At 63.7% G+C, this 19,459-nt stretch carries 20 protein-coding genes; 13 read left to right on the forward strand and 7 right to left on the reverse strand.

The window, feature by feature from the left end; genetic code table 11:
* Nucleotides 1-5 precede the first annotated feature (5 nt).
* From ACKWRH_RS29980 to ACKWRH_RS29995, 4 genes are all read right to left on the reverse strand, one after another.
* Nucleotides 6-872 (reverse strand): ABC transporter permease subunit, encoded by an 867-nt coding sequence (locus tag ACKWRH_RS29980; RefSeq protein WP_445216441.1) that lies wholly within the window; start codon nucleotides 870-872, stop codon nucleotides 6-8.
* Nucleotides 873-970: 98 nt separating this feature from the next.
* The gene (locus ACKWRH_RS29985) at nucleotides 971-2,212 is read right to left on the reverse strand and encodes an urea ABC transporter substrate-binding protein (protein WP_071912298.1); all 1,242 of its coding nucleotides are present in this window, start codon (nucleotides 2,210-2,212) and stop codon (nucleotides 971-973) included.
* A gap of 34 nt (nucleotides 2,213-2,246) precedes the next feature.
* Entirely contained in the window at nucleotides 2,247-3,245 is a 999-nt protein-coding gene (locus ACKWRH_RS29990) for an acetamidase/formamidase family protein (RefSeq protein WP_445216442.1), read from the reverse strand.
* Nucleotides 3,246-3,262: 17 nt separating this feature from the next.
* The gene (locus ACKWRH_RS29995) at nucleotides 3,263-4,663 is read right to left on the reverse strand and encodes an amidase (RefSeq protein WP_445216443.1); all 1,401 of its coding nucleotides are present in this window, start codon (nucleotides 4,661-4,663) and stop codon (nucleotides 3,263-3,265) included.
* Between the two features lie 409 nt (nucleotides 4,664-5,072).
* Here ACKWRH_RS29995 and ACKWRH_RS30000 point away from each other — a divergent pair, with 409 nt between their 5' ends.
* Entirely contained in the window at nucleotides 5,073-6,248 is a 1,176-nt protein-coding gene (locus tag ACKWRH_RS30000; RefSeq protein WP_445216444.1) for a transporter substrate-binding domain-containing protein, read from the forward strand.
* Complete coding sequence (locus ACKWRH_RS30005) at nucleotides 6,245-6,820, forward strand: ANTAR domain-containing response regulator (RefSeq protein WP_445216445.1); 576 nt, start codon at nucleotides 6,245-6,247, stop codon at nucleotides 6,818-6,820. Before ACKWRH_RS30000 ends, ACKWRH_RS30005 begins: the two co-directional genes overlap by 4 nt.
* A 183-nt stretch (nucleotides 6,821-7,003) precedes the next feature.
* Here the strand turns inward: ACKWRH_RS30005 and ACKWRH_RS30010 are convergent, their stop codons facing one another.
* Entirely contained in the window at nucleotides 7,004-7,738 is a 735-nt protein-coding gene (locus ACKWRH_RS30010; RefSeq protein WP_445216446.1) for an IclR family transcriptional regulator, read from the reverse strand.
* A gap of 90 nt (nucleotides 7,739-7,828) precedes the next feature.
* Between ACKWRH_RS30010 and ACKWRH_RS30015 the strand changes: the two genes are divergently transcribed.
* The 10 genes from ACKWRH_RS30015 (at nucleotide 7,829) to ACKWRH_RS30060 (ending at nucleotide 17,390) form a co-directional block, all read left to right on the forward strand.
* Entirely contained in the window at nucleotides 7,829-8,509 is a 681-nt protein-coding gene (locus ACKWRH_RS30015; protein WP_445216447.1) for an RraA family protein, read from the forward strand.
* Between the two features lie 2 nt (nucleotides 8,510-8,511).
* Nucleotides 8,512-9,774: a 3-isopropylmalate dehydratase large subunit gene (locus ACKWRH_RS30020; protein WP_445216448.1), complete on the forward strand. Its 1,263-nt coding sequence runs from the start codon at nucleotides 8,512-8,514 to the stop codon at nucleotides 9,772-9,774.
* Nucleotides 9,771-10,268 (forward strand): LeuD/DmdB family oxidoreductase small subunit, encoded by a 498-nt coding sequence (locus ACKWRH_RS30025; protein WP_445216449.1) that lies wholly within the window; start codon nucleotides 9,771-9,773, stop codon nucleotides 10,266-10,268. The genes ACKWRH_RS30020 and ACKWRH_RS30025 overlap by 4 nt, the downstream gene beginning before the upstream one ends.
* Nucleotides 10,265-11,443, forward strand: coding sequence for a pyridoxal-phosphate-dependent aminotransferase family protein (locus ACKWRH_RS30030; RefSeq protein ID WP_445216450.1), 1,179 nt, complete (start codon nucleotides 10,265-10,267; stop codon nucleotides 11,441-11,443). The genes ACKWRH_RS30025 and ACKWRH_RS30030 overlap by 4 nt, the downstream gene beginning before the upstream one ends.
* 31 nt (nucleotides 11,444-11,474) lie before the next feature.
* A complete protein-coding gene (locus tag ACKWRH_RS30035; RefSeq protein ID WP_354114846.1) occupies nucleotides 11,475-12,482 on the forward strand; it encodes an extracellular solute-binding protein in 1,008 nt (335 codons plus the stop codon).
* A 4-nt stretch (nucleotides 12,483-12,486) separates the two neighbouring features.
* On the forward strand, nucleotides 12,487-13,548 hold the full coding sequence (locus tag ACKWRH_RS30040; RefSeq protein ID WP_445216451.1) for an ABC transporter ATP-binding protein: 1,062 nt from the start codon (nucleotides 12,487-12,489) through the stop codon (nucleotides 13,546-13,548).
* On the forward strand, nucleotides 13,545-15,182 hold the full coding sequence (locus ACKWRH_RS30045) for an ABC transporter permease (protein ID WP_354114848.1): 1,638 nt from the start codon (nucleotides 13,545-13,547) through the stop codon (nucleotides 15,180-15,182). The genes ACKWRH_RS30040 and ACKWRH_RS30045 overlap by 4 nt, the downstream gene beginning before the upstream one ends.
* Nucleotides 15,183-15,199: 17 nt before the next feature.
* Nucleotides 15,200-16,255 (forward strand): threonine aldolase family protein, encoded by a 1,056-nt coding sequence (locus ACKWRH_RS30050; protein WP_445216452.1) that lies wholly within the window; start codon nucleotides 15,200-15,202, stop codon nucleotides 16,253-16,255.
* Nucleotides 16,256-16,710: 455 nt separating this feature from the next.
* Nucleotides 16,711-16,941 carry a hypothetical protein gene (locus ACKWRH_RS30055; RefSeq protein ID WP_175618045.1) on the forward strand — a complete coding sequence of 77 codons (231 nt, stop codon included), beginning with the start codon at nucleotides 16,711-16,713 and terminating at the stop codon, nucleotides 16,939-16,941.
* A 50-nt stretch (nucleotides 16,942-16,991) separates the two neighbouring features.
* Nucleotides 16,992-17,390, forward strand: a complete 399-nt coding sequence (locus ACKWRH_RS30060; RefSeq protein ID WP_445216453.1) for a hypothetical protein — start codon at nucleotides 16,992-16,994, stop codon at nucleotides 17,388-17,390.
* 131 nt (nucleotides 17,391-17,521) lie between these two features.
* Here ACKWRH_RS30060 and ACKWRH_RS30065 read toward each other — a convergent pair whose 3' ends face one another.
* A complete protein-coding gene (locus tag ACKWRH_RS30065; RefSeq protein ID WP_445216454.1) occupies nucleotides 17,522-18,079 on the reverse strand; it encodes an SET domain-containing protein in 558 nt (185 codons plus the stop codon).
* A 162-nt stretch (nucleotides 18,080-18,241) separates the two neighbouring features.
* Here ACKWRH_RS30065 and ACKWRH_RS30070 point away from each other — a divergent pair, with 162 nt between their 5' ends.
* Nucleotides 18,242-18,847, forward strand: a complete 606-nt coding sequence (locus ACKWRH_RS30070; RefSeq protein WP_445216455.1) for a hypothetical protein — start codon at nucleotides 18,242-18,244, stop codon at nucleotides 18,845-18,847.
* On the opposite strand, the gene ACKWRH_RS30075 is transcribed toward ACKWRH_RS30070, so the two are convergent.
* Nucleotides 18,844-19,449 (reverse strand): DUF6321 domain-containing protein, encoded by a 606-nt coding sequence (locus ACKWRH_RS30075; RefSeq protein ID WP_445216456.1) that lies wholly within the window; start codon nucleotides 19,447-19,449, stop codon nucleotides 18,844-18,846. The genes ACKWRH_RS30070 and ACKWRH_RS30075 overlap by 4 nt on opposite strands.
* Nucleotides 19,450-19,459 lie beyond the last annotated feature (10 nt).

The raw sequence follows: 19,459 nt of genomic DNA on the forward strand, positions 1-19,459 counted from the left end.
TCCCTTTAGCGCCCACGGCGAACCAGCACGCTGGAGAGCCCTTCGGGCAGCACGCGAATGATCAGAATGACAGCAACCAGCATGCCAATCTGTCCGATGATCTGACCGTAGCTTGCGTTCAGCGCCATCCGAATGATCGCCAGGAACACCGCGGCCGGCGCCGTTCCAAGCAGCACGTTCGCCCCTCCGATTACGACCGTAACGAAGCTTTCGACCACGAAGGTCGCTCCCATGGTCGGAATCAACGTCATCGTTGGCGCGTAGAGCGCCCCGCAAAGTCCGGCGAGGCCGGTGCCGATCCCGAAGCTGATCGAATAGATGCGGCCCGTTCGCGCGCCCAGCGCCTTCGCCATCGCAGCGTTCTGCATCGTCGCCCGGGCGATCACACCAAAGCGCGTCTTCATGAAGACGATGTAGAGACCGCCCAGCACGGCCACCGCGCAACAGAACAGCACCAGACGATAGGTCGAAAACGTATAGCCGCCGATCGCGAAGCTTCCTTCGGGCGTTCCGATGCCCCGCACGGCTGAGCCGACAATCAGGAGCAGCGATTGCGTCACAATGAGGCTGAGCCCCCAAGTGGCGAGCAGAGAATCCAGCGGCCGTTTGTAGAAGCGCCGCACGATCAGGAACTCGACGGCGACACCGATGAGCCCGGCCGTCAGCGCGGCCAGAATCTGGGCGACCGCGAGCGGCACGCCCAGATTCACCAAGCCGACTGTAACATAGGCGCCGCACATGATGAATTCACCATGCGCCATGTTGATGACGCCCATCATGCCGAACACGATGGCGAGACCTGCGGCCGAGAGAATGAGGAACGCGAACACGTCGGCGAACTGATAGAATACCGAGAATATTTCAGCCGACATCTTGGTCCCTTTGCCGATCCCGGCGCCGCATCGTTGCGGCGCCGGCCTTGTTCAAGAACGCAATTCTCAACACGAGCAAGATCCGCGCCCGTCAGGCGTCACGATTTCTTCGGGAGATGGCTCGGCGTGTATTGGTCCTTGTCGTTCTTCTTGGTGAGATCGCAACCGATCTCGCCAAGCCAGTAAGGCTGGATCGTCCCATAGTCCTTCTCGACCTTCACTTCATGCTTCGGCCCGACCGAGATCAGGCGCATGCGGTGCGAGGTGTGCTGGCTCTTCGGATCGATGCAGACCTTGCCTTCGGGTGCATCGATGCAGGCATCGCCTGTCGCGATGACCTTGCGCATGTCGTCGAGCTTGATCGACTTCGCCTTCTCGACCAGCGCCTTGTACATGTAGAGCGCATTATAGGCATTGTAGCCCATGTCGTTGATGTAGAGCTCGTCAGGGAATTTCGCGTGCCAGCGCTTCTTGAATTCGGTAGCCTCCGGCGTGTCGATCTCCTCGAACCAGTTCGCGGTCGCATGCATGTTGTTGAGCGCCGGCGGCTTGAACCGCTTGTGCTCGAAGCCGAGCATGACCTTGATCGACGAACCCATCGGCAGGTTGAGGTTGGCCGCGGCCGCCTGCTCGAAGAACGAATCCTGGGCGGCACCGACGTTGATCGTGAGCAACCAATCCGGCTTCGCCTTCTGGATGTTCTGGATCGTCTGTGCGAACTGCGACACGCCGAGCGGAATGAACTCCTCGCCTACGACCTCGCCGCCGAGATCCTTCATGATCTTGCGGTTCCACTCGGCCGAGATTTGACCGAAATTGTAATCGGCGGCAATAACATAGACCTTCTTGCCGAACTTCTCGACCATCCACGGGATCAGCGTCGAGAATTGCTGCTCGGGCACCGCGCCCATGCTGATCATGCTGGCGTCACAAACTCCGCCTTCGTACTGGTTGGTGTAGAAGTACGGCGTGCTGGTGCGATCGACGATCGGGCGCAGTGCCTCGCGCGAGGCCGAAGTAATGCCGCCGATCAGCACGTCGACCTTGTCGCGGTTGAGCAGTCGACGGCCGAACTCCTGATAGCGGGCGTTGTCGCCCTGCGGATCAAGGTGAATCAACTCGATCTGTCGCCCCAGGATGCCGCCGCTCTTGTTGATCTCCTCGACAGCCAGCTGAGAGCCGTGCAGCTTCGGCATACCCATGAAGGCGAGGTCGCCTGACACATCCTCGAGCAGACCCACTTTCAATGGCGGTTCCGCCGCCCGAGCAACACTCACCCCCGCCGCTGTACCGAGCATGGCGCCGAGCAAGACCATTCCGAGCTTACGTCCCGAATTCATCGTGATATCCCCTGTTTCTGAAAGCGGCTGGATGTCATGGCTTGAGGTAATTCTTCAGGATCGATGCCCCCATCGTGTATTTGGGGTCGACCATGTTGCCGAGCCGCATGCGGCCGGCCTGGCTGAGCAGCATGTAGGCGTCGATCTCGTCGAAGCCGTAATCGGCCGCCATCCACCGCACGAGCTCGCGATAGGCGATGCGCGCCGCGTCTTCCAGCGGACGCGCACTTCCGATCGTCATGATGAAGTCCTTCGTCTCGAGCCGGGGCCAGGCGAAGCTCCAGTTCTTGATCAAGTCGACCTGCAGCGTGACAGTCGCGCGCTGCTCCATCGCCACGCCGGAGAGCTCGCCGTCACCTTGCGTCGCATGGCAGTCGCCGACGTAGAGCATCCCGCCATCGGTGTGCACCGGGAAATAGATGATCGCGCCGGGGGCGACGTCGGGCAGATCCATGTTGCCGCCGTGGTAATCCGGCTGCAGCGAGGAGATCGCCTCGATCTCCGGCGAGACGCCAATGGTACCGATGAACGGCTCGTAGGGCAGCGTAATCCTGTCGTTCCAGCGCACGCCGTTCCTGTCGACATGCAGCTTCTTCACGCGTTCCGGCAGCGGCGGATTGAGCAGCGCCGTCGAGCTTGTCCCGACGAGTCCGCCGAATTCCGGAATGATACAGGTCGTACCGGCCGGCTGTTCACCCCGTGTCTCGACGTCGCGGATGTAGACCGCAAGGCAATCGCCCTTCTTGGCGCCCTTCACGGCGATCGGTCCACATTGCGGGTTCAGATAAGGAAAGTTCAATTTGGCGGTGGGGCTGTCGCTCTCGCTGGTGAGCACACCGCCGAACGCATCCTCTGTCTCGACAACCACCACTCCGCCGGGGTCGATCGACAAGGTCGGCTTGGCATAGGGACCGTAGACGTAGTGGAAACCGCCCTGCTGCTCGATCGTCAGGCTATGCGTCGTGCCCGTCGCGCCTTTGGCGACCGCACGCTTGGCCATGATGGAATTTTTCAACCAGTCTTCAGCGGACATGCGATTGGCTCCTCAACTCAGATCCCGGGATGACGCTTGTGCCAGTCGGTAACGCGCTGGAACGCATCGCCCGCGCGAACGAGGCCGGCCTCATCGAAGTGACGACCGACGAACTGGAGGCCAACCGGACCGCCATTCGCGGCGAAGCCGCCGGGTAGCGTCACGGTCGGGCTTCCCGTCATGTCGAACGGGCATGTGAAGCGAAGCAAGCCTGCGATCAGCGAGGCGTCCTCGCCGAGCGACGCCATCTTGGCGAGCGTGGGGGCGGCGAATGCCTGGGCCGGCACTGCGAGGAGATCGACCGATTCGAACAGAAGGCGGACGGCGCCACGAAACGCTTCGCGCCGGAGCACGATCTTCTGATAGTCCATGCCGGACTGCTGCCGACCGAGATCGAGCAGGCCAGCGAGTGCCGGGCCGTACTCGTCCTTGCGCGCGGGATAGGTGTCCTCGTGCGCGACGGCGACCTCGATGCCGCAGAGCGGGAACCAGTCGTCGATGACCGCCTTGGGATCGGGGAACGTGATCTCCCTGATCTTCGCACCGAGATCGGCCGCTACACGCAGACCCTCGCTCAACACCTTGGCCGCATCGCCATCGGTGCCTTCGCTGGTCCAGCGCCTGTCGACGCCGATCGTCACGCCGCGAAGGTCGCCGGACAAACTGGCGAGATAGTCAGGCACGGGCAGCGGAACCGACGTCGTGTCCTTGGGGTCCTGACCCGCGATCACGCCGAGGATGGCGCCGCAATCGACCGCGCTCCTTGCCATCGGGCCGATATGATCCAGCGTCGCCGCAAGTTCGAATGCGCCGTAGCGGCTGACGCGTCCCCAGGTCGGCTTGAGCCCGGTGACGCCATTAGCCGCGGACGGAAAGCGGATCGATCCGCCCGTGTCGGTGCCGAGCGAGCCGAAGCAGAGGCCCGCCGCGGTAGCGACGCCGGAGCCGCTCGAGGATGCACCGGACCAGAGATCCGCGTTCCACGGGTTCTTCGGTGGGTCGATCTTCGGGTGATGATCGGCGTAGGCGCCCTCGGTTTGCTGCAGCTTGCCGAGGATGATGGCGCCGGCATCCTTCAACCGCGCGACGACGGTCGCATCCTCGGCTGGGCGGAAATCGCGATGAATCGTCATACCGTGCGCCGCTGGTGCGCCCTTGGCCCAGCAGAGGTCCTTGACCGCAACCGGAACGCCATGCAGCGGTCCCTTGACCTTGCCCGATGAGATTTCCTTCTCGGCCGCGGCCGCTTCTGCCAGGGCCGAGTCCGCCATCAGATAGGCGTAGCTCTTGAGCTTTACGTCGAGCTGTTCGATCCGCCCGAGCATCGCCTTGGTAACTTCGACCGGCGACAGCTTCTTGGCTTGAATCTGCTGTCCGACCTCGACGAGCCCGAGATAATGAAGATCTGTCATCGCCATCGTCTCCCCACGTTTTGGCCGACGCAAGCGCAGGCATGGCAATCGTCGCGCGCGCCATCGGCTTGGCGACGCGGATGCATCGCCAATTTTCTTAGCGGCAAAACGAAAAAAGCCACCCGTCCCTCGCGAATGAGGTGACGAATGGCTCAAATGCCGCGTCTATGATCTATCGCATCGGATCCGGAATCGAACGAAGCACTTTGTGCAGAGACCAGGACGTCATCGGCCAGATCAGCGCACGCAGGGTTCGAGTGGAAGCCCGTAGTACAAAATTCTAAGGATGTGCGTAGCACCTTGTCAACGAGGCCAGTTGCACAAATTTCGCAATGTGCATGCGCAGCAAACCAGCATCCCCTCTTGCACCAACATCAGTCATGATGATTTCCTGTCGCGTCGCCGAAAGCCATACATGACAAAGCCGTCCGTTCCCGTTGGTATCATCTGTTCGCAGTCCGGGCCTTATCAGGCCATGGGCCGCGAGATCCTCAAGAGTGCCATGATGGCGGTCGACGAGATCAACAACCAAGCCGAGTTCGACTTCTCGATCGCCGCTCATATCCGCGATCCTCGCGGCATCATCTCCGAATACCATACGGTCTGCGACGACCTCATCCGCAATGTCGGCGTCGAGCACATCATCGGCTGCTATACGTCGGCATCGCGCAAGCAGGTCTTACCGATCGTGGAGCGCACCGATCGTCTACTTTGGTATCCCGCGCGCTACGAGGGCTTCGAGTGCTCCGACAACGTCATCTATGTCGGAGCATCGCCCAATCACAACGTCTTGCCACTCGTCCGTTACGTGCTCGACAATTTGTCGCGCGAGATTTTCTGCGTCGGCTCCAACTACATTTGGACATGGGAGACCAATCGCGTCACCCGCGAATTGGTGAGCGCGGCAGAAGGCCACATCCTGGCCGAACGGCTGCTCGAGCTCGGCGAAGGCGCCGTCGGGCATATCGTCGACGAGATCATCCGCCGCAGGCCGCCGATCGTGTTCAACACGTTGGTCGGAAGCTCGAGCTACGACTTCATCCGCGCCTTCCGCGCCGCCACCGAAGCTGCCAGCCTCGACATTCCGATGTTGAGCTGCAGCTTGTGCGAACCGGAACTCGCGATCGTCGGACCGGCCTCGGCGGGCTGCATTACATCATCGGCTTATTTCGAGAGCATAAATCTGCCCGAGAACCGTGCATTCGTCGCACGTTGGAAAGCGCGCTACGGCGAGGATAGTAGCCCCTCCGTCGACGGACAATCCGCCTACGTCGCCGTCTATCTGCTGGCCCGCGCGCTGCAGCGGGCCGGCACGACTGATATCGGCGAGGTCAGGCGCGCCGCGGCCGGTTATCGCTACAATTCGCCGCAAGGACCGGTCTGGATCGACGGCAGCAACAATCATTGCGTCCTTACGCCGCGGCTGGCAGTCTCTAATGCGCGGGGACAGTTTGACATTTTCTGGGAAGCCGACGCGCCCGTTAAGCCTGATCCTTACCTGACGCAGCTCGACGTCGCCGCCAGCCCCTTCAGGGAGACCTCAAGAGGCGGCACATCGCCGAATGCGCCGCATTTGCGGGTGGTGAAATGAGCAAGCTGTCTTCATTCTCGCTGCGCGGACGCAAAGCACTCGTCGCCATCAAGGACGAACGCGACGCATCGATCGTGCGACGCCAGTTTGAACGTCTCGGGATCGACAGCACTGCATGGGCGCCCGGCGAGGCGATTGACTTCGCGCCTGACGTGACATTGATCGACGATGAACTGCTTCCACTTGAAGCCCCGTTCCTGGGGCGCTGTCCGGTCATCGCCCTGCTCGGCACGGAGACGCCGAGCCGCTTAAAGCTCGTCTTCGACCTCGATCCGGCGTCGTTCTTAGTCAAGCCGCTACGCTCGGCCGGCATCTATGCGGCAGTCGTCATGGCATTTGAGCGAAACGAACGCACCAACGACTTGAAGCAGCAGATCTTCAAACTGGAGCAGCGTCTGCGATCCCGCCGCATCGTGCTTGCCGCCGTTCTTCAGGTGATGCACTCGCATGCGCTCGCCGAGCCCGCCGCTTTTGCGTTGATCCGCAGAGCCGCCATGGAACAGCGCAAGACGATCGAAGAGCTATCGGCAGAGATTGCGGCAAAGGGCATTCCCCCACGCGCAACCGGCTAGCTCACTTCCATACGTGTGCATTCCTTACCGCCTCGGCAAAACCGCGTATCGTCGGACGCGGCGGCCGCGCCTCGCAGAAATTTGCCCGAGCGAGAGAATTTCACTTCGATTCCGAGGAGGGCGGAAGCCCGACCACCCACAACGCCCCCGAGAAAGACGCCGAGACCCTCCGCAGGGGCGGCGTCAGGGAGAGCCTGTTTCGGCCGATGGCAGAGTGATGATCCGCGGCGCGCCGACCTCGCGGGGCAATGGCGCGCCGAGCACAAGAGAGAGCCGATACGAGGCGTCGGTGAGCCGGGACGCCAGCGCCTGGAGGTCGGCCTGACGGATGCGTTCGATTGGGCCGCTCACGGTCATGGCGCCCACCAGCGCTCCGTCGTGGCCGAAAACGGCGGTGGAGAGGGAGGCCGTCACAGCGTCGTAGATTCCGGAACTGACGAAGACCTGCACGCCGCCATCCGTGCGGTCTGCCCAGCGCGCCGTCCGCAGCACTTGTCCCGTCGAGGTCAAATCGAGTGGCGCGAGATTTGTGGGCCGCGCGACGTCCCGCACGAGCTGCGGCGAATCCACCCGAAACAGACAGAGCCGGCTATCGCGTTCACGCACGTGGAACGCACTGCTCTCCAACGTCTCCTGGCTTAGCCGCTGAAGGACCGGCAGCACATGCTGTTCGAGATTGAAATTGGCCCGATAGGTGGTGCCGAGCTGGAATGTCTTTGCGCCGAGCGCGTAGCGGCCGTCGCTGAGGCGGACGACGTAGCCGGCTTCATCCAGCGACACCAGCGAGCGCATCACGGTCGGTTTCGCCAAGCCCGTGATCTTGGCGATGTCGGCCAAGCTGCGCGACCCGGCTCCAGCGAAGGTATCCAGGATCGCCAACGCCCGTTGCACGGCGGCGACCCCTTGCGTCTTGGGCATCGAAAATCCCTGTCCTGCCGATTTTCGGTTGACCTCGGTTCGTCACCGTTACACTATGCGTAACGGCGTTCCATTTTCAATGGGGTTGATATGGCCGTAGGGTTCAGGATCCTTTCCCGCAAGCGTGTTGTCGCAGGTGAATGGGTCGAACGGGCTCGCGCCCTTCCGGTCGCCAATATCAGCGATGTGATGTCGCGCATGGCCGCGGGCGGTGCCACGCTTCGGCCGATGCATGCGGTTGGCGGCATGGCCGGTCCGGCTTTGACCGTGAAGACGCGCCCCGGCGACAATCTGATGGTCCACAAGGCGCTCGACATCGCGGTTGCCGGCGACATCATCGTGGTCGATGCTGGCGGCGACCTCAGCAACGCAATCTTCGGCGAGATGATGCTCGCGCAGGCCGCCCGGCGCGGCGTCGCCGGCATCGTTATCCATGGCGCGATCCGCGATGCCGCTGCGATCCGGGCGAACCCACTTCCCGTTTTCGCGGCGGGTGTCACCCATCGCGGTCCGTACAAGGACGGTCCGGGCGAGATCAACGGACCGATCGCGATCGGCGGCATGGTAATCCAGTCCGGCGACTTGGTGCTGGGCGACGACGACGGCGTGCTGGCCGTCGCCATCGACGATTGCCGAGCAGTGATCGAGGCCGCCGAAGCCAAGCAGGCTGCCGAGACCAAGCAAATGGCGGCGATCGAAGCCGGTACGCTCGATCGTAGCTGGGTCGACGCCTCGCTCCGCCGTCTCGGCTGCGAGATGCCAGAGGTCTAGCGATGGCCGGGCGCACGATCTCCGAGAAGATCCTCGCTCGAAAATCCGGGCAGGATGCGCACGCCGGGGACCTCGTGGTCTGCGAGGTCGATTGCGCGCTCGGCACCGACGGTTCGGTCCCGATGGCGCTCGATTATTTCAAGGCGATGGGCGGGGAAAGCGCACGCGATCCCAACCGATTGGTCTTTGCACTCGACCATTACGTCCCGGCGACGAGCCCGAAGACGATCGAACTACACCACCTCATGCGAGACTTTGCCAAGCGGTTCGGCATCACACTGCATGAGGCCGGCGAAGGAATCGGCCACCAGCTGATCGTAGAGAACGGCCGCGCTCTGCCGGGTGGTTTGGTCGTCGGAGCCGACAGCCATGCCGTGACATACGGGGCACTGAATTGCTTTGCGACCGGGATCGGCTCGTCCGATCTCGCCGCGGTCATGCTGTGTGGCCGGATCTGGCTGCGCGTGCCGGATTCGATCCGCGTCGTCCTGACCGGACAACTGCCGAGCGGCGTCTATGCGAAGGATATCGCACTGGCCCTCGCGGGCGTGCTCGGCGCTGACGGTGCCGCCTATCAGGCACTCGAATTCGCAGGACCGGGTGTCGCCACGCTCGCGCTGGAGGACCGCCTCGTCCTGAGCAATCTTGCGGTCGAGATGGGCGCGAAGACCGGCATCTTCCCGGCCGATGCTGAAACCGTCGCCTATCTGCAGGGCCGCACCGGCCAGGCTTTCGAACCGATCGCAGCGGATCCGGATGCGCACTACAGCCGGACCGTGGAGATCGCGCTTGATGCCCTCACGCCGCAGATCGCGTTGCCGCATCTGGTGGATCAGGTCGTGGCGCTCGAGGATGCGGCCGGCACGCCGGTACAGATGGTCTATCTCGGCACCTGCACCGGCGGCAGGTTACGCGACTTCCATCAGGCCCTCGCCGTGCTCGAGGCGGGTGGAGGCGTCGCGCCCGGCGTGCAGCTCGTGGTCACGCCGGCATCGCGCGAGGTCCGCGACGCCATGGCGGCCGATGGCACGCTCGACGCCCTGGTCGGCTTCGGCGCCACCGTGGTCGAGCCGGGCTGCGGCTCCTGCTGCGGGACCTGCGGGGTGATCCCCGGCGACGGGGTTTCGGTGATCTCGACCGCCAACCGCAACTTCAAAGGCCGCATGGGCAACGCCAAGGCATCGATCTACCTCGCCTCCCCGGCAGCTTGCGCAGCCGCCGCGACCCGCGGTGTCGTAACCGATCCTCGCGAGGTGTCACGATGACAGCCCTGCGAGGACGCGCGCGACTGGTCGGCGACGACGTCAACACCGACTCCATCATCAGCTCGACCCGCAAGCGAGAGAGCCTCGACCCCGCCGTTCTCAGGCAATTCCTGTTCGAGCATGTCGATCCGACCTTTGCAGCTTCTGTGCAACCCGGAGACATCCTGGTGGCGGGCAAGAATTTCGGTTGCGGCTCGGCCATGGAAGTCGCCGTCACGACAGTACTCGGCGCCGGCATTCCGGCGGTGCTGGCCCGAAGCTTCTCGCGCACCTATTACCGCAACGCCATCAACAACGGCCTGCTGCCGCTCGTCTGCGATACCGGCGGGATTTGCGAGGGCGACATCCTGATCTCCGACGGCACCGGCGCGATCCGCAACGAACGCAGCGGCGAGACGCTCAGCCCGGAGCCGCTGCCGCCGATCATGCGGGCGATCCTGCGCGCGGGCGGCCTCGTTCCCTACATGCGTCAGAACGGTGACTTCAAGCTATGACGATCACAGACACTCCGAGCGCCATTGCTTCGACGGGATACCGTCTTCGGCTTCCCGGTCCAACCGAAGTGCCCGAGCGGCTGCGGCAGGCGATGGCTCGGGTGATGGTCAACCATCGCGGACCCGAATGCCGGACTGCAATCGGCGAGGCGGAGGAGATGATCCGCCCGATTTTAGGCACGACGAACCGCGTCCTGTTCTTCGCCAGCTCCGGAACCGGCGTTATGGAGGCTGCGCTCGTCAACGTGGCCGGACCGGGCCATCGGATCCTCGTGATCGAGCATGGCCAGTTTGGTGAGCGTTTCACCACCATCGCCAAGGCCATGAACATCACCGTCGACACGGTCGCGATCGAATGGGGCCAGACGATCGATGTCGCCACGGTGGAGGCTCGGTTGCGCGAGCACCCCTATCGAGCCGTCGTCGTCGTGCACAATGAGAGCTCGACCGGGATCGTGGCCGATCTCGCGGCGCTTGGCGCACTCGTGCGCGACCGGCCAACGCTGCTGATCGCAGATTCCGTCAGCGGTCTCGGCGGCATCGAGATGCGGCAGGACGAATGGGGCGTCGACATCGTGGTCTCGGCATCGCAGAAAGCCTTGATGTGCCCGCCCGGCCTCGCACTTGCCAGCGTGAGCGCCAAGGCGTGGCACGTGATCGGGCAGGACGAGCGGCGATCGACCTTCTATTGGGATTTCCGTCGCGCGCTGAAATCCGCAGAGCAGAACGAGACCGCATTCACGGCACCGGTGAGCCTCATCTATGGCCTGCGTGAGGCCCTGACGATGATGCATGAGGAAGGCTTCGGCAATGTGCTCGCGCGCCACAAGAAGCTCTCGGCCGCGCTGCGCGCGGGCGGCGCGGCGATCGGACTCGCAGATTTTTGCCGCGATGAGCCACGCTCGAACACAGTCGTGGTTTTCAAGGTCCCCGACGGGCTCGAAGGCGGAGCCATCGTGCGGCAGCTCTACCAGGATCACCGCACGGTGATCGCGGGCGCCCGCAACCGTCTCTCCGGCCGTGTCATCCGGTTTGGCACGATGGGTGCTTTGAGCGCGGGGACCATTCTGACCGACCTTCTGCATCTCGAGGACGCACTCACGAAGCTCGGCCTGCCGATCGAACCCGGCGCCGGGCTCAAGGCTGCCACCGAGTACCTCGCCGCAAACGCATGAGCAATCGCTGAACCCACGAGGGCGAACCACGATGAGATCTCCTGCCTCCATCCTCGCCCGAGTCGTGACGCTCGCGGCATCGCTGTTCGCGGCCGAGCTGGCCTCGGCCCAGCAGAACGTCGTGCTCTATTCGGCCAACGACGACACCGTGAACAAGCTTGTCGCCGAAGGCTTCGCCAAGGCGACCGGAATCAAGGTCGACGTGGTCTCGACCGGATCAGGTGTGCTGGTGCGCCGCGTCGCGTCCGAGGCCGCCAATCCGCAGGGCGACGTGATCTGGGGCGTCAGTGCGACGCTGCTGCGGCTGGCGAGCCCGCACCTTCAGGCTTACGCGGCGAAGGGCCGCGAAGCCGTGCCGGCGCAATTTCGCGATCCAAACGACCTTTGGCTGGGCACCAACATCCAGGTCGTTGTGATCGGCCAGAACACCAAGGCGATCGACAAGGCCAGCGGGCCCAAAGCCTGGGCTGACCTCCTCGATCCGAAATGGAAAGGCAAGCTCGCCTTTACCGACCCTGCCAATTCCGGCTTCTCATATGCGGCCGCGACCACGCTTCTCTCGCTGTGGGGCGCGGACGACGCAGCCTGGACCAAGATGGACGGGCTGCTTGCGAATGCGAAGGTGCTCAACCGCTCGACCCAGGTCTTCGACGGGATCGGCAGCGGCGAATATCCGCTTGGTATCACGCTCGAATATGCCGGCTTCCTGTGGGCCCATAACGGTGCGCCGGTGAGCGTCGCCTATCCAGCCGAGGGCACCTATGCGGGCGTCGAGGGCGCGGCCATCCTGAAAGGCGGACCGAACCCCGAGCCTGCCAAACGGCTGGTCGACTATCTGGCCAGCAAGGAAGTCCAGGAGATGTTGCTGAAGGCGACGTTCCGGCGCCCTGCCCGTCAGGATATCGAGCTCGAGGCAGTCGCACCGGGGATGCTGCCGTTCTCGGCGGTCAAGGTGCTGCCCTATGACGACACCAAATGGGAAGCGGCCCGTCGCGACACCCTCGCGCGGCTGAAGACCACGATCCAGAACACGCGCTGATCCGATGACCGGGATCCGGATTGAAAACCTGACCCGCACCTTCGGCGCGGTGCGGGCCGTGGACGACATCTCGCTCGACATCAGGCATGGCGAGCTGTTCACGCTGCTTGGGCCGTCAGGCTGCGGGAAGACGACGTTGCTGCGCATGATCGCAGGCTTCGTCGATATCGAATCCGGCTCCATTTGCTTCGACGACCGGCGCATCGATGCTCTGCCCGCGCATCGCCGCGACACCGGCATGGTGTTTCAGAACTACGCGATCTTCCCGAACCATACCGTCGCCGGAAACGTGGCCTACGGGCTGAAGGCCAGGAAGGTCCCGGCTGCCGAGATCGCATCGCGCGTCGATAAGGCGCTCGAGCGGGTGCGCCTTGCAGGTTACGGTCCACGCTCGCCACACCAGCTCTCGGGCGGTCAGCTGCAACGCGTGGCAATCGCCCGCGCGCTCGTGATCGAACCTGCCGTGCTCCTGTTCGACGAGCCCCTCTCCAACCTCGATGCGCAGCTGCGCACCGAAATGCGGATCGAGGTCCGGCAGCTGCAGCAGGCGCTCGGTTTGACCGCGATCTACGTGACGCACGATCAGGAGGAGGCCCTTGCCATCTCCGATCGCATCGCCGTCTTGCGTCACGGCAAGATCGAGCAAGTGGACACGCCCGAACGCATCTATCGGATGCCGCAGACCGCCTTCGTCGCCGAGTTCCTCGGTTCGACCAATATGGTGCCGGGCATCGCTGGAGCTTTCGACGGCCGCAACACCAATGTCGCGGCAGCCGGAACGGAGTTCTCAGTCAGAGGTGAGGTCGCAGCGCCGGGGGCACCGGTGTTGCTGTCGGTCAGGCCGGAGGCCCTGCGGCTGGGAGACGGTTCCGGTGGCTCGCTTGTGCATGCGCGTCTGGCGCTGCGTGAATTTCTCGGCCCGGTACAACGCCTCCACGCAACCCTGCCGGACGGCACCCAGATTCGGATCTCGGCGCTCGGCGGCCAGGCGCTCGATCTCTTGCCCGGCGCGCCGCTTACCCTTGCTTATGACCCTGCCCAGATCACGGCGTATCCGGCGCCATGAAACGCTTTGCCACCATCGTGACGCTGGCGGCCCTGGTTCTGCTCGCGGTGTTTCTGCTCTACCCCTTGGCGCTCGTTCTGGATGCGAGCATACGGATCGACGGCACAGGCGGCCTGACACTTGGGAACTATGCGGCGATTGTGAAGAGCCGCTACTATCTCGGCAGCATCGGCAACAGTCTGCTCTGCGCCGCGCTCGCGACGGCATTCGCATGCGCGATCGGCATCCCGCTCGCCTTCTGTCTTGCCCGGATCGACATACCGGGCCGCGCGCTCCTCCTCACACTTGCGTCCTTGCCGCTGGTCCTGCCCTCGTTCGTCAGCGCCTACGCTCTTGTTCTGCTGTTCGGCCATGCCGGCGTCGTCACCACCGCTCTGCGCGGGATCGGCATCCCGATCGGATCGATCTACGGCGTGCCCGGCATCGTCATCGTGTTCACGTTGACGCTCTATCCATACGTCGTCATGCCCGTGCTGGCCGGCTTCCAGGCCGTCGACGCGTCGATGGAGGAGGCAGCGCGCAATCTCGGCGGTTCACGGCCCTATGTGATCCGCACCGTGCTGCTGCCCATCGTGATGCCGGCGATCCTTGCCGGCGGACTATTGGTGTTCATTGAGGCACTGGAGAATTTCGGCGTGCCAGCGGTGCTGGCTGAGGACCGGCCGTTCCTGGCCGTCGACATCTTCAAGCTGTTCGCCGGCGAATCTGACGCCAATCCGGCCGCGGCGGGCGCACTCAGCGTGCTCCTGATCGCCTGCACGGCGATCGCGCTGCTCGTTCAGCGGCACTACCTCGGCAAGCGCAGGTTTTCGACCAATGCCCGCAGCGCGCCCGCGAAGCTGCCTCTGACGCCGGGACTGCGGCTCACGGCCACGATCGTGAGTTGGGGCATTGTGATTGCCTCGCTGCTGCCGTTCGCGGCCGTATTGATGATCTCCCTCCTGCGCTTTCGCGGCCCTGTCCTGACCTGGGAGTTCGGATTGGGCAATTACGCCACCCTATTGTCGGGCTCCTATCGGCCGCTGCTCAACACGCTGACGCTCGCCAGCATCGCGGCCGTCGCCACCATGCTGATCGGCGCTCCGATCGGCTATGTCGTGGCCCGGCACCGCTCGCGCCTGTCGGGATTGCTCGATTTCGTCGGCATGGTGCCGTTTGCGGTCTCGGGCACGATCCTGGCGATCGGGCTCATCATCGCGTTCAACAGCGGTCCCTTGATTCTGACCGGCGGCTGGCTGATCCTGGTCATCGCCTATGTCGTCCGCAAGCTGCCCTTCGCGATCCGGTCGTCGTCGGCAATCGTGCATCAGCTCGATCCCTCGCTCGAGGAAGCCTCGATCAATCTCGGGGTCTCGCCAAGCAAAACCTTCGCGACCCTGACCGTGCCGTTGATGGCCAGCGGCCTTGTCGGCGGGCTGGTGCTGGTCTGGATCACCGCGGCATCCGAGTTGAGCGCGACCATTGTGCTCTATGCGAGCGGCTGGGTCACCACGACCGTCGTGATGTACCATGCCATCGAGGGCACCGGCGCGGGTCTGGCGGCCGCCGCGGCCGCGGTGCTTATCCTTGTCACCGCAATCCCGTTGCTCCTGATCAATCGGCGCATCAACAAGCAGGAATCAACCGTGATATGACGGCAGGACAGGACGGTATGAACGACGCAGCCCCGACGCTCCCGAATTTCCGCAGCGACAATGTCGCGCCGGTCAGTCCTGAGATCCTGCGGGCGATCGCGGAGGCCAATCGCGGCCCGGCCGCCGCTTACGGGGACGACGATTATTCGAGATTGTTGAATGAGCGCCTCTCGACGCTGTTCGAGACCGATGTCACGGTATTCCCGGTCTCGACCGGTACGGCGGCCAACGCCTTGTCACTCGCGACCTGCGCGCGCCCCTATGGCGCCATCTATTGTCACGAAGAGGCGCATATCCACACCGCGGAAGGCGGCGCGACCGAAGCCTTCACAGGCGGCGCGAAGCTCGTCGCCATGTCCGGCCGAAACTTTCGGATCGAGCCGTCGAGCCTGCGCGAGGCGCTGGGCCGGGCGGCCTGGGGAGTTCGCAACCGCTCCCAGCCCGATGCGGTGTCGATCACTCAGGCCAGCGAATATGGAACAATCTATCCCCTCGCCGAGATCGCCGAAATCGGAGCAATCGCCCACGAGAGGAATCTGTCGCTGCACATGGATGGCGCCCGGCTCGCCAACGCGCTGGCGCGGCTCGATTGCAGCCCGGCCGACATGACCTGGCGCGCCGGCGTCGACATACTGTCCTTCGGGGCGACCAAGAACGGGGCGATGTCGGCGGATGCGATCGTGGTGTTCGACCAGGATCTCGTCGAATCCCTGTCCTATCGGCTTCGCCGCGCCGGCCAGACTTCGTCGAAGATGCGCTTTGCGTCTGCACAGCTGCTCGCCTACGTCGAGGATCGCCTTTATCTGCGGCTCGCGGCGAAGGCCAATACCGTGGCCGCGCGTCTTGGAGCGGGTCTCGCTGCGCTGCCCGACGTTCAGCTCATTGCGCCAGTGGAAGCCAATCTGGTTTTCATCAACCTGCCCGCTTTGGCCATCAACCGTCTTGCAGCGAGCGGGCTGCAATTCGCGCGACGGGGCCAGGACGTAATCCGGTTCGTAGCTCGCTTTGACAGCACCGAACAGGAAGCCGACGAGGTCATCGCGCTCGTCCATCGCGCAATTGCAGGAGGCTGAGAGCGATCATTCCTTAACCGATCATTCTGCAGATAGTTGCCCCGTCCAACGTCACCCACGCGTCTACAGCCTTCCAATTTTCGATTGCAGCTCCTGCGCAACAAGAGCATCGCTAAGCAAGCGACACACGCTCAACCAACTGCCACGCCCGTTAGCTGTACTGAGATCTTCTTTGATCTCCCGGTGCACACGTCGCGCACACGCTGCCTTCTAACCGATTGAAAAACTTGAACTCTCGCTCCAATCCATCATTGGACAGATCGCACTGACCATTCGCGGAAGCCGACCGGCGGCAAATCGTATGCGTTGGCAGCAACAACTCAAGACCGCGAACTCATGAGCTATGGCAGCATCACGTCGCCAAACGCTGTCGCGAACGGGCGCATTTTTTTACCCGCGAGGTAATCGAATTGGTCCCCGCCACGGCGCATCTTCGGTCGCAACAGGAGATGACCATGATCGCGCTGCTGCTCTACCGGACCATCGCAGACCACCTTGTTCCCTGGGCCGTGACGCTCGCGACCCGCATGCTGGCGCGCAGCCTCAACATGCCCGAGCCGCTGGTGCATTCGACCGGCGACTATGTCGTCGCGCAGGTCACAGCCTTCGAGCACGGCGTCGGCAAGAGCCTCTGCCCGTTCCGCCTCGCCCGCCTGCTCCGCGCCTGGTGGCGCGGACGGCACTGAATTCACCCCCAAGATTCCCCCCCAAGCCTACCCCAAGCATGGAGACCACGATGATCGATGCATCCACCTTCCTGCGCCGCGCGCTTCTCGCCGACACCATCTTCAGCGGCGTAGCCGCCCTCGGCTTCACCTTCGGCGCGGGCGCGTTCGCATCGCTGTTCAACCTGCCTGAAGCGCTGCTGCGCGAGACCGGCCTGTTCCTGATCGCCTACACCGCGCTGGTCGGCTGGCTTGCCTCGCGCGCCTCCGTGGCGAGGCCGCTCGTGCTGCTGGTCGTGGTCGGCAACGCGGCCTGGACGGTCGGCAGCATCGCGCTGCTGTTCTCGGGCGCGGTGTCACCGAATCTCGCTGGCGAGCTCATGGTCGTGGCGCAGGCGATTGCGACCGGCGTGTTTGCCGAGCTGCAATTGGTGGGATTGCGAAAGAGCGGGAGTGTGGTGGCGGCGTGAGGCCACATCACTCGCTGTCGTCGCCCGGCTCGACCGGGCGACCCAGTATTCCGAGACAGTAGACGCATGCGGATAGGCTGCGGCGTACTGGATGCGCCGCTTTCGCGGGGCATGACACCACGGCTAAATGGCTACGCTCGCGCGCGACCGTTCTTCTTGCCAACGGCATGGCCGTTGAGCTTCTTCTTGCCGGCCTTCGCGCCCGCCTTCTTGGCCTTGGCTTCCGTGCGCGCCTTCACCTTGGTGCGTTCGGCGCGGGCCTCGGCGCGCAGCTTCTTGCGCTTGGCCTCGCAGGAAGGGCATTTGCAGCCGATCGGCTTCAGATAGGCTTTGAAGTAGTCGGTGCCGTAATCGTAGTTGATCTCGTCGCCCGGCTCGATGTTCCTGATGGCGCGGATGAAGACCTTGCGCTCGCGCGGCCGGACGTCGGACTCGGCGTTGGGGCGGCAGGAATGGTTGATGTAGCGGGCGAGGTTCTTGCGCACCGAGCCGTCGATGGTCCAGCGGCCGTTGAGCTCGAACAGGTACTTGTTCTCGATTTCGTCATGCGCGGGAATCCGCGAGTCCAGGATCGGTCCGAAATAACGGATGATCCGGGTGCCCTTCTTGATCGGCATGGTGGCGAAGAGGCCGAGTCCGGTCTTGGAACGGCCGACACGATAGGATTTGCTGGGAGCGATGGCTGGCATGATCGAGAGAAATGAGGACGCGAATGAGGCCCGATGCCTCAAGCGAAGCCGCCCTTCTAGAACGATTCCGCGCCGCTGTCAGGTACATCTCGCCTTTGTTTGAACCTTGCCCACAATGAAGACGTCTGATGGAGCGAGTTCCCTCTGTATCGAGGCGTCGTCATGAAGCGTATCGCGTTCCTTTGCCTGACCGTGCTGCTGACTTGCCTGAGCGCGGGTCACGTCGTCGCCCAGTCCATGGGCAGCACCTACTCCTCCACAGCGCCAAAAGACTGCCGCCAGATCGGCAAGCCCAGCGAGCTCGACGGCAGCACCACGCGGGTCTGCCCGGGAAAAAACGGCCTGATCGTGCTGATCGCCGAGGATGATCTGCGCGAAATCGTCTCGGTCGGCCGCAACCGCAAGGCCGCAGCGGAGGAACCGGCGGCAAAAGTCTGGTTCGCGCCGTTCAATTCATCGGAGGCCACCGTCGAATGGCGTAGCGCGGGCACGAAGCCGTTTGCCATGATCCAGCGCTGGCACATCGCCGATAGCACCGATCCCGACAAGCAGGGACGGCCGAACACCAAGGCCATGCTCGTCGTGACGCGGCTGCCGCCGGGGCCGGTCTGCCACGTGGCCTATGTCGATGCCATCGCCAACCCCACCGCCAATGAGCTCGCGCGCAAGGCGGCCGACGATTTGGCCCGCGGCTTCACTTGCGGCAAGGACGAGGTGAAGATTGTCGGCACGCGTGGACGCGCGGTCGAACTCACGACAATGCGCTAGCCTCTCGCCTTGGTGCGCCGATAACGCGCCAGCAGACGCTCTCCCTTCGCCGCAACGCGCCGTGCCGCCGCGACTGTCTTCGGGACAGGCTCGCCCCAGGCATGGGCCGACAATGCGTGGCGGGTCGGCTGCCCCTTGGCGTCAACGAGCGGTGGCAATTTTGCGCGGCCATAGAAGCGCACCGCCCAGCTTCCCTTGCGCCGCATCTCCTGCGGAGTCATCTCGGATGCTTTCTTGGTGACGCCGGGCCGCAAGCGAGCCCCCTGCTTGCGCGCAAAAGCCTTGCGGCCCGCTGCGGTCAGGCCGCCGCGCGGATCCTTTTCCCGTACCGATGCACTGCGCTTGCGCGAGGATTTTGCCGTCTCCTTCGCCGCACGCTTGCGGGTCTTCTTTGCTGATTTCTTCTTCGCTGACTTCTTCGCCTTCGAAGTCTTCTTGGCTGCCATGCGCATGTTGTCCACGAGGTTGGGATAGCGGCGCCCGGCCCGGCGGGCGCGCGCCTTCGCCGCCGATTTCTGCGCAGGCGTGAGATGCTTTGACGCCTTGCCCGCGCGTTTACGCGAGTTGGCGCGTTTCCAGGGTGCGCGGGGTGTTCTTGCCATGCGGCGTCAA

It is taken from the genome of Bradyrhizobium sp. Pa8, from assembly GCF_052588265.1.

What these genes read in the sequence shown, in the direction of transcription:
- ACKWRH_RS29980 (WP_445216441.1), bottom strand. Translation starts at nt 872, where the DNA reads ATGTCGGCTGAAATATTCTCGGTATTCTATCAGTTCGCCGACGTGTTC.
- ACKWRH_RS29985 (WP_071912298.1), bottom strand. Translation starts at nt 2,212, where the DNA reads ATGAATTCGGGACGTAAGCTCGGAATGGTCTTGCTCGGCGCCATGCTC.
- ACKWRH_RS29990 (WP_445216442.1), bottom strand. Translation starts at nt 3,245, where the DNA reads ATGTCCGCTGAAGACTGGTTGAAAAATTCCATCATGGCCAAGCGTGCG.
- ACKWRH_RS29995 (WP_445216443.1), bottom strand. Translation starts at nt 4,663, where the DNA reads ATGGCGATGACAGATCTTCATTATCTCGGGCTCGTCGAGGTCGGACAG.
- ACKWRH_RS30000 (WP_445216444.1), top strand. Translation starts at nt 5,073, where the DNA reads ATGACAAAGCCGTCCGTTCCCGTTGGTATCATCTGTTCGCAGTCCGGG.
- ACKWRH_RS30005 (WP_445216445.1), top strand. Translation starts at nt 6,245, where the DNA reads ATGAGCAAGCTGTCTTCATTCTCGCTGCGCGGACGCAAAGCACTCGTC.
- ACKWRH_RS30010 (WP_445216446.1), bottom strand. Translation starts at nt 7,738, where the DNA reads ATGCCCAAGACGCAAGGGGTCGCCGCCGTGCAACGGGCGTTGGCGATC.
- ACKWRH_RS30015 (WP_445216447.1), top strand. Translation starts at nt 7,829, where the DNA reads ATGGCCGTAGGGTTCAGGATCCTTTCCCGCAAGCGTGTTGTCGCAGGT.
- ACKWRH_RS30020 (WP_445216448.1), top strand. Translation starts at nt 8,512, where the DNA reads ATGGCCGGGCGCACGATCTCCGAGAAGATCCTCGCTCGAAAATCCGGG.
- ACKWRH_RS30025 (WP_445216449.1), top strand. Translation starts at nt 9,771, where the DNA reads ATGACAGCCCTGCGAGGACGCGCGCGACTGGTCGGCGACGACGTCAAC.
- ACKWRH_RS30030 (WP_445216450.1), top strand. Translation starts at nt 10,265, where the DNA reads ATGACGATCACAGACACTCCGAGCGCCATTGCTTCGACGGGATACCGT.
- ACKWRH_RS30035 (WP_354114846.1), top strand. Translation starts at nt 11,475, where the DNA reads ATGAGATCTCCTGCCTCCATCCTCGCCCGAGTCGTGACGCTCGCGGCA.
- ACKWRH_RS30040 (WP_445216451.1), top strand. Translation starts at nt 12,487, where the DNA reads ATGACCGGGATCCGGATTGAAAACCTGACCCGCACCTTCGGCGCGGTG.
- ACKWRH_RS30045 (WP_354114848.1), top strand. Translation starts at nt 13,545, where the DNA reads ATGAAACGCTTTGCCACCATCGTGACGCTGGCGGCCCTGGTTCTGCTC.
- ACKWRH_RS30050 (WP_445216452.1), top strand. Translation starts at nt 15,200, where the DNA reads ATGAACGACGCAGCCCCGACGCTCCCGAATTTCCGCAGCGACAATGTC.
- ACKWRH_RS30055 (WP_175618045.1), top strand. Translation starts at nt 16,711, where the DNA reads ATGATCGCGCTGCTGCTCTACCGGACCATCGCAGACCACCTTGTTCCC.
- ACKWRH_RS30060 (WP_445216453.1), top strand. Translation starts at nt 16,992, where the DNA reads ATGATCGATGCATCCACCTTCCTGCGCCGCGCGCTTCTCGCCGACACC.
- ACKWRH_RS30065 (WP_445216454.1), bottom strand. Translation starts at nt 18,079, where the DNA reads ATGCCAGCCATCGCTCCCAGCAAATCCTATCGTGTCGGCCGTTCCAAG.
- ACKWRH_RS30070 (WP_445216455.1), top strand. Translation starts at nt 18,242, where the DNA reads ATGAAGCGTATCGCGTTCCTTTGCCTGACCGTGCTGCTGACTTGCCTG.
- ACKWRH_RS30075 (WP_445216456.1), bottom strand. Translation starts at nt 19,449, where the DNA reads ATGGCAAGAACACCCCGCGCACCCTGGAAACGCGCCAACTCGCGTAAA.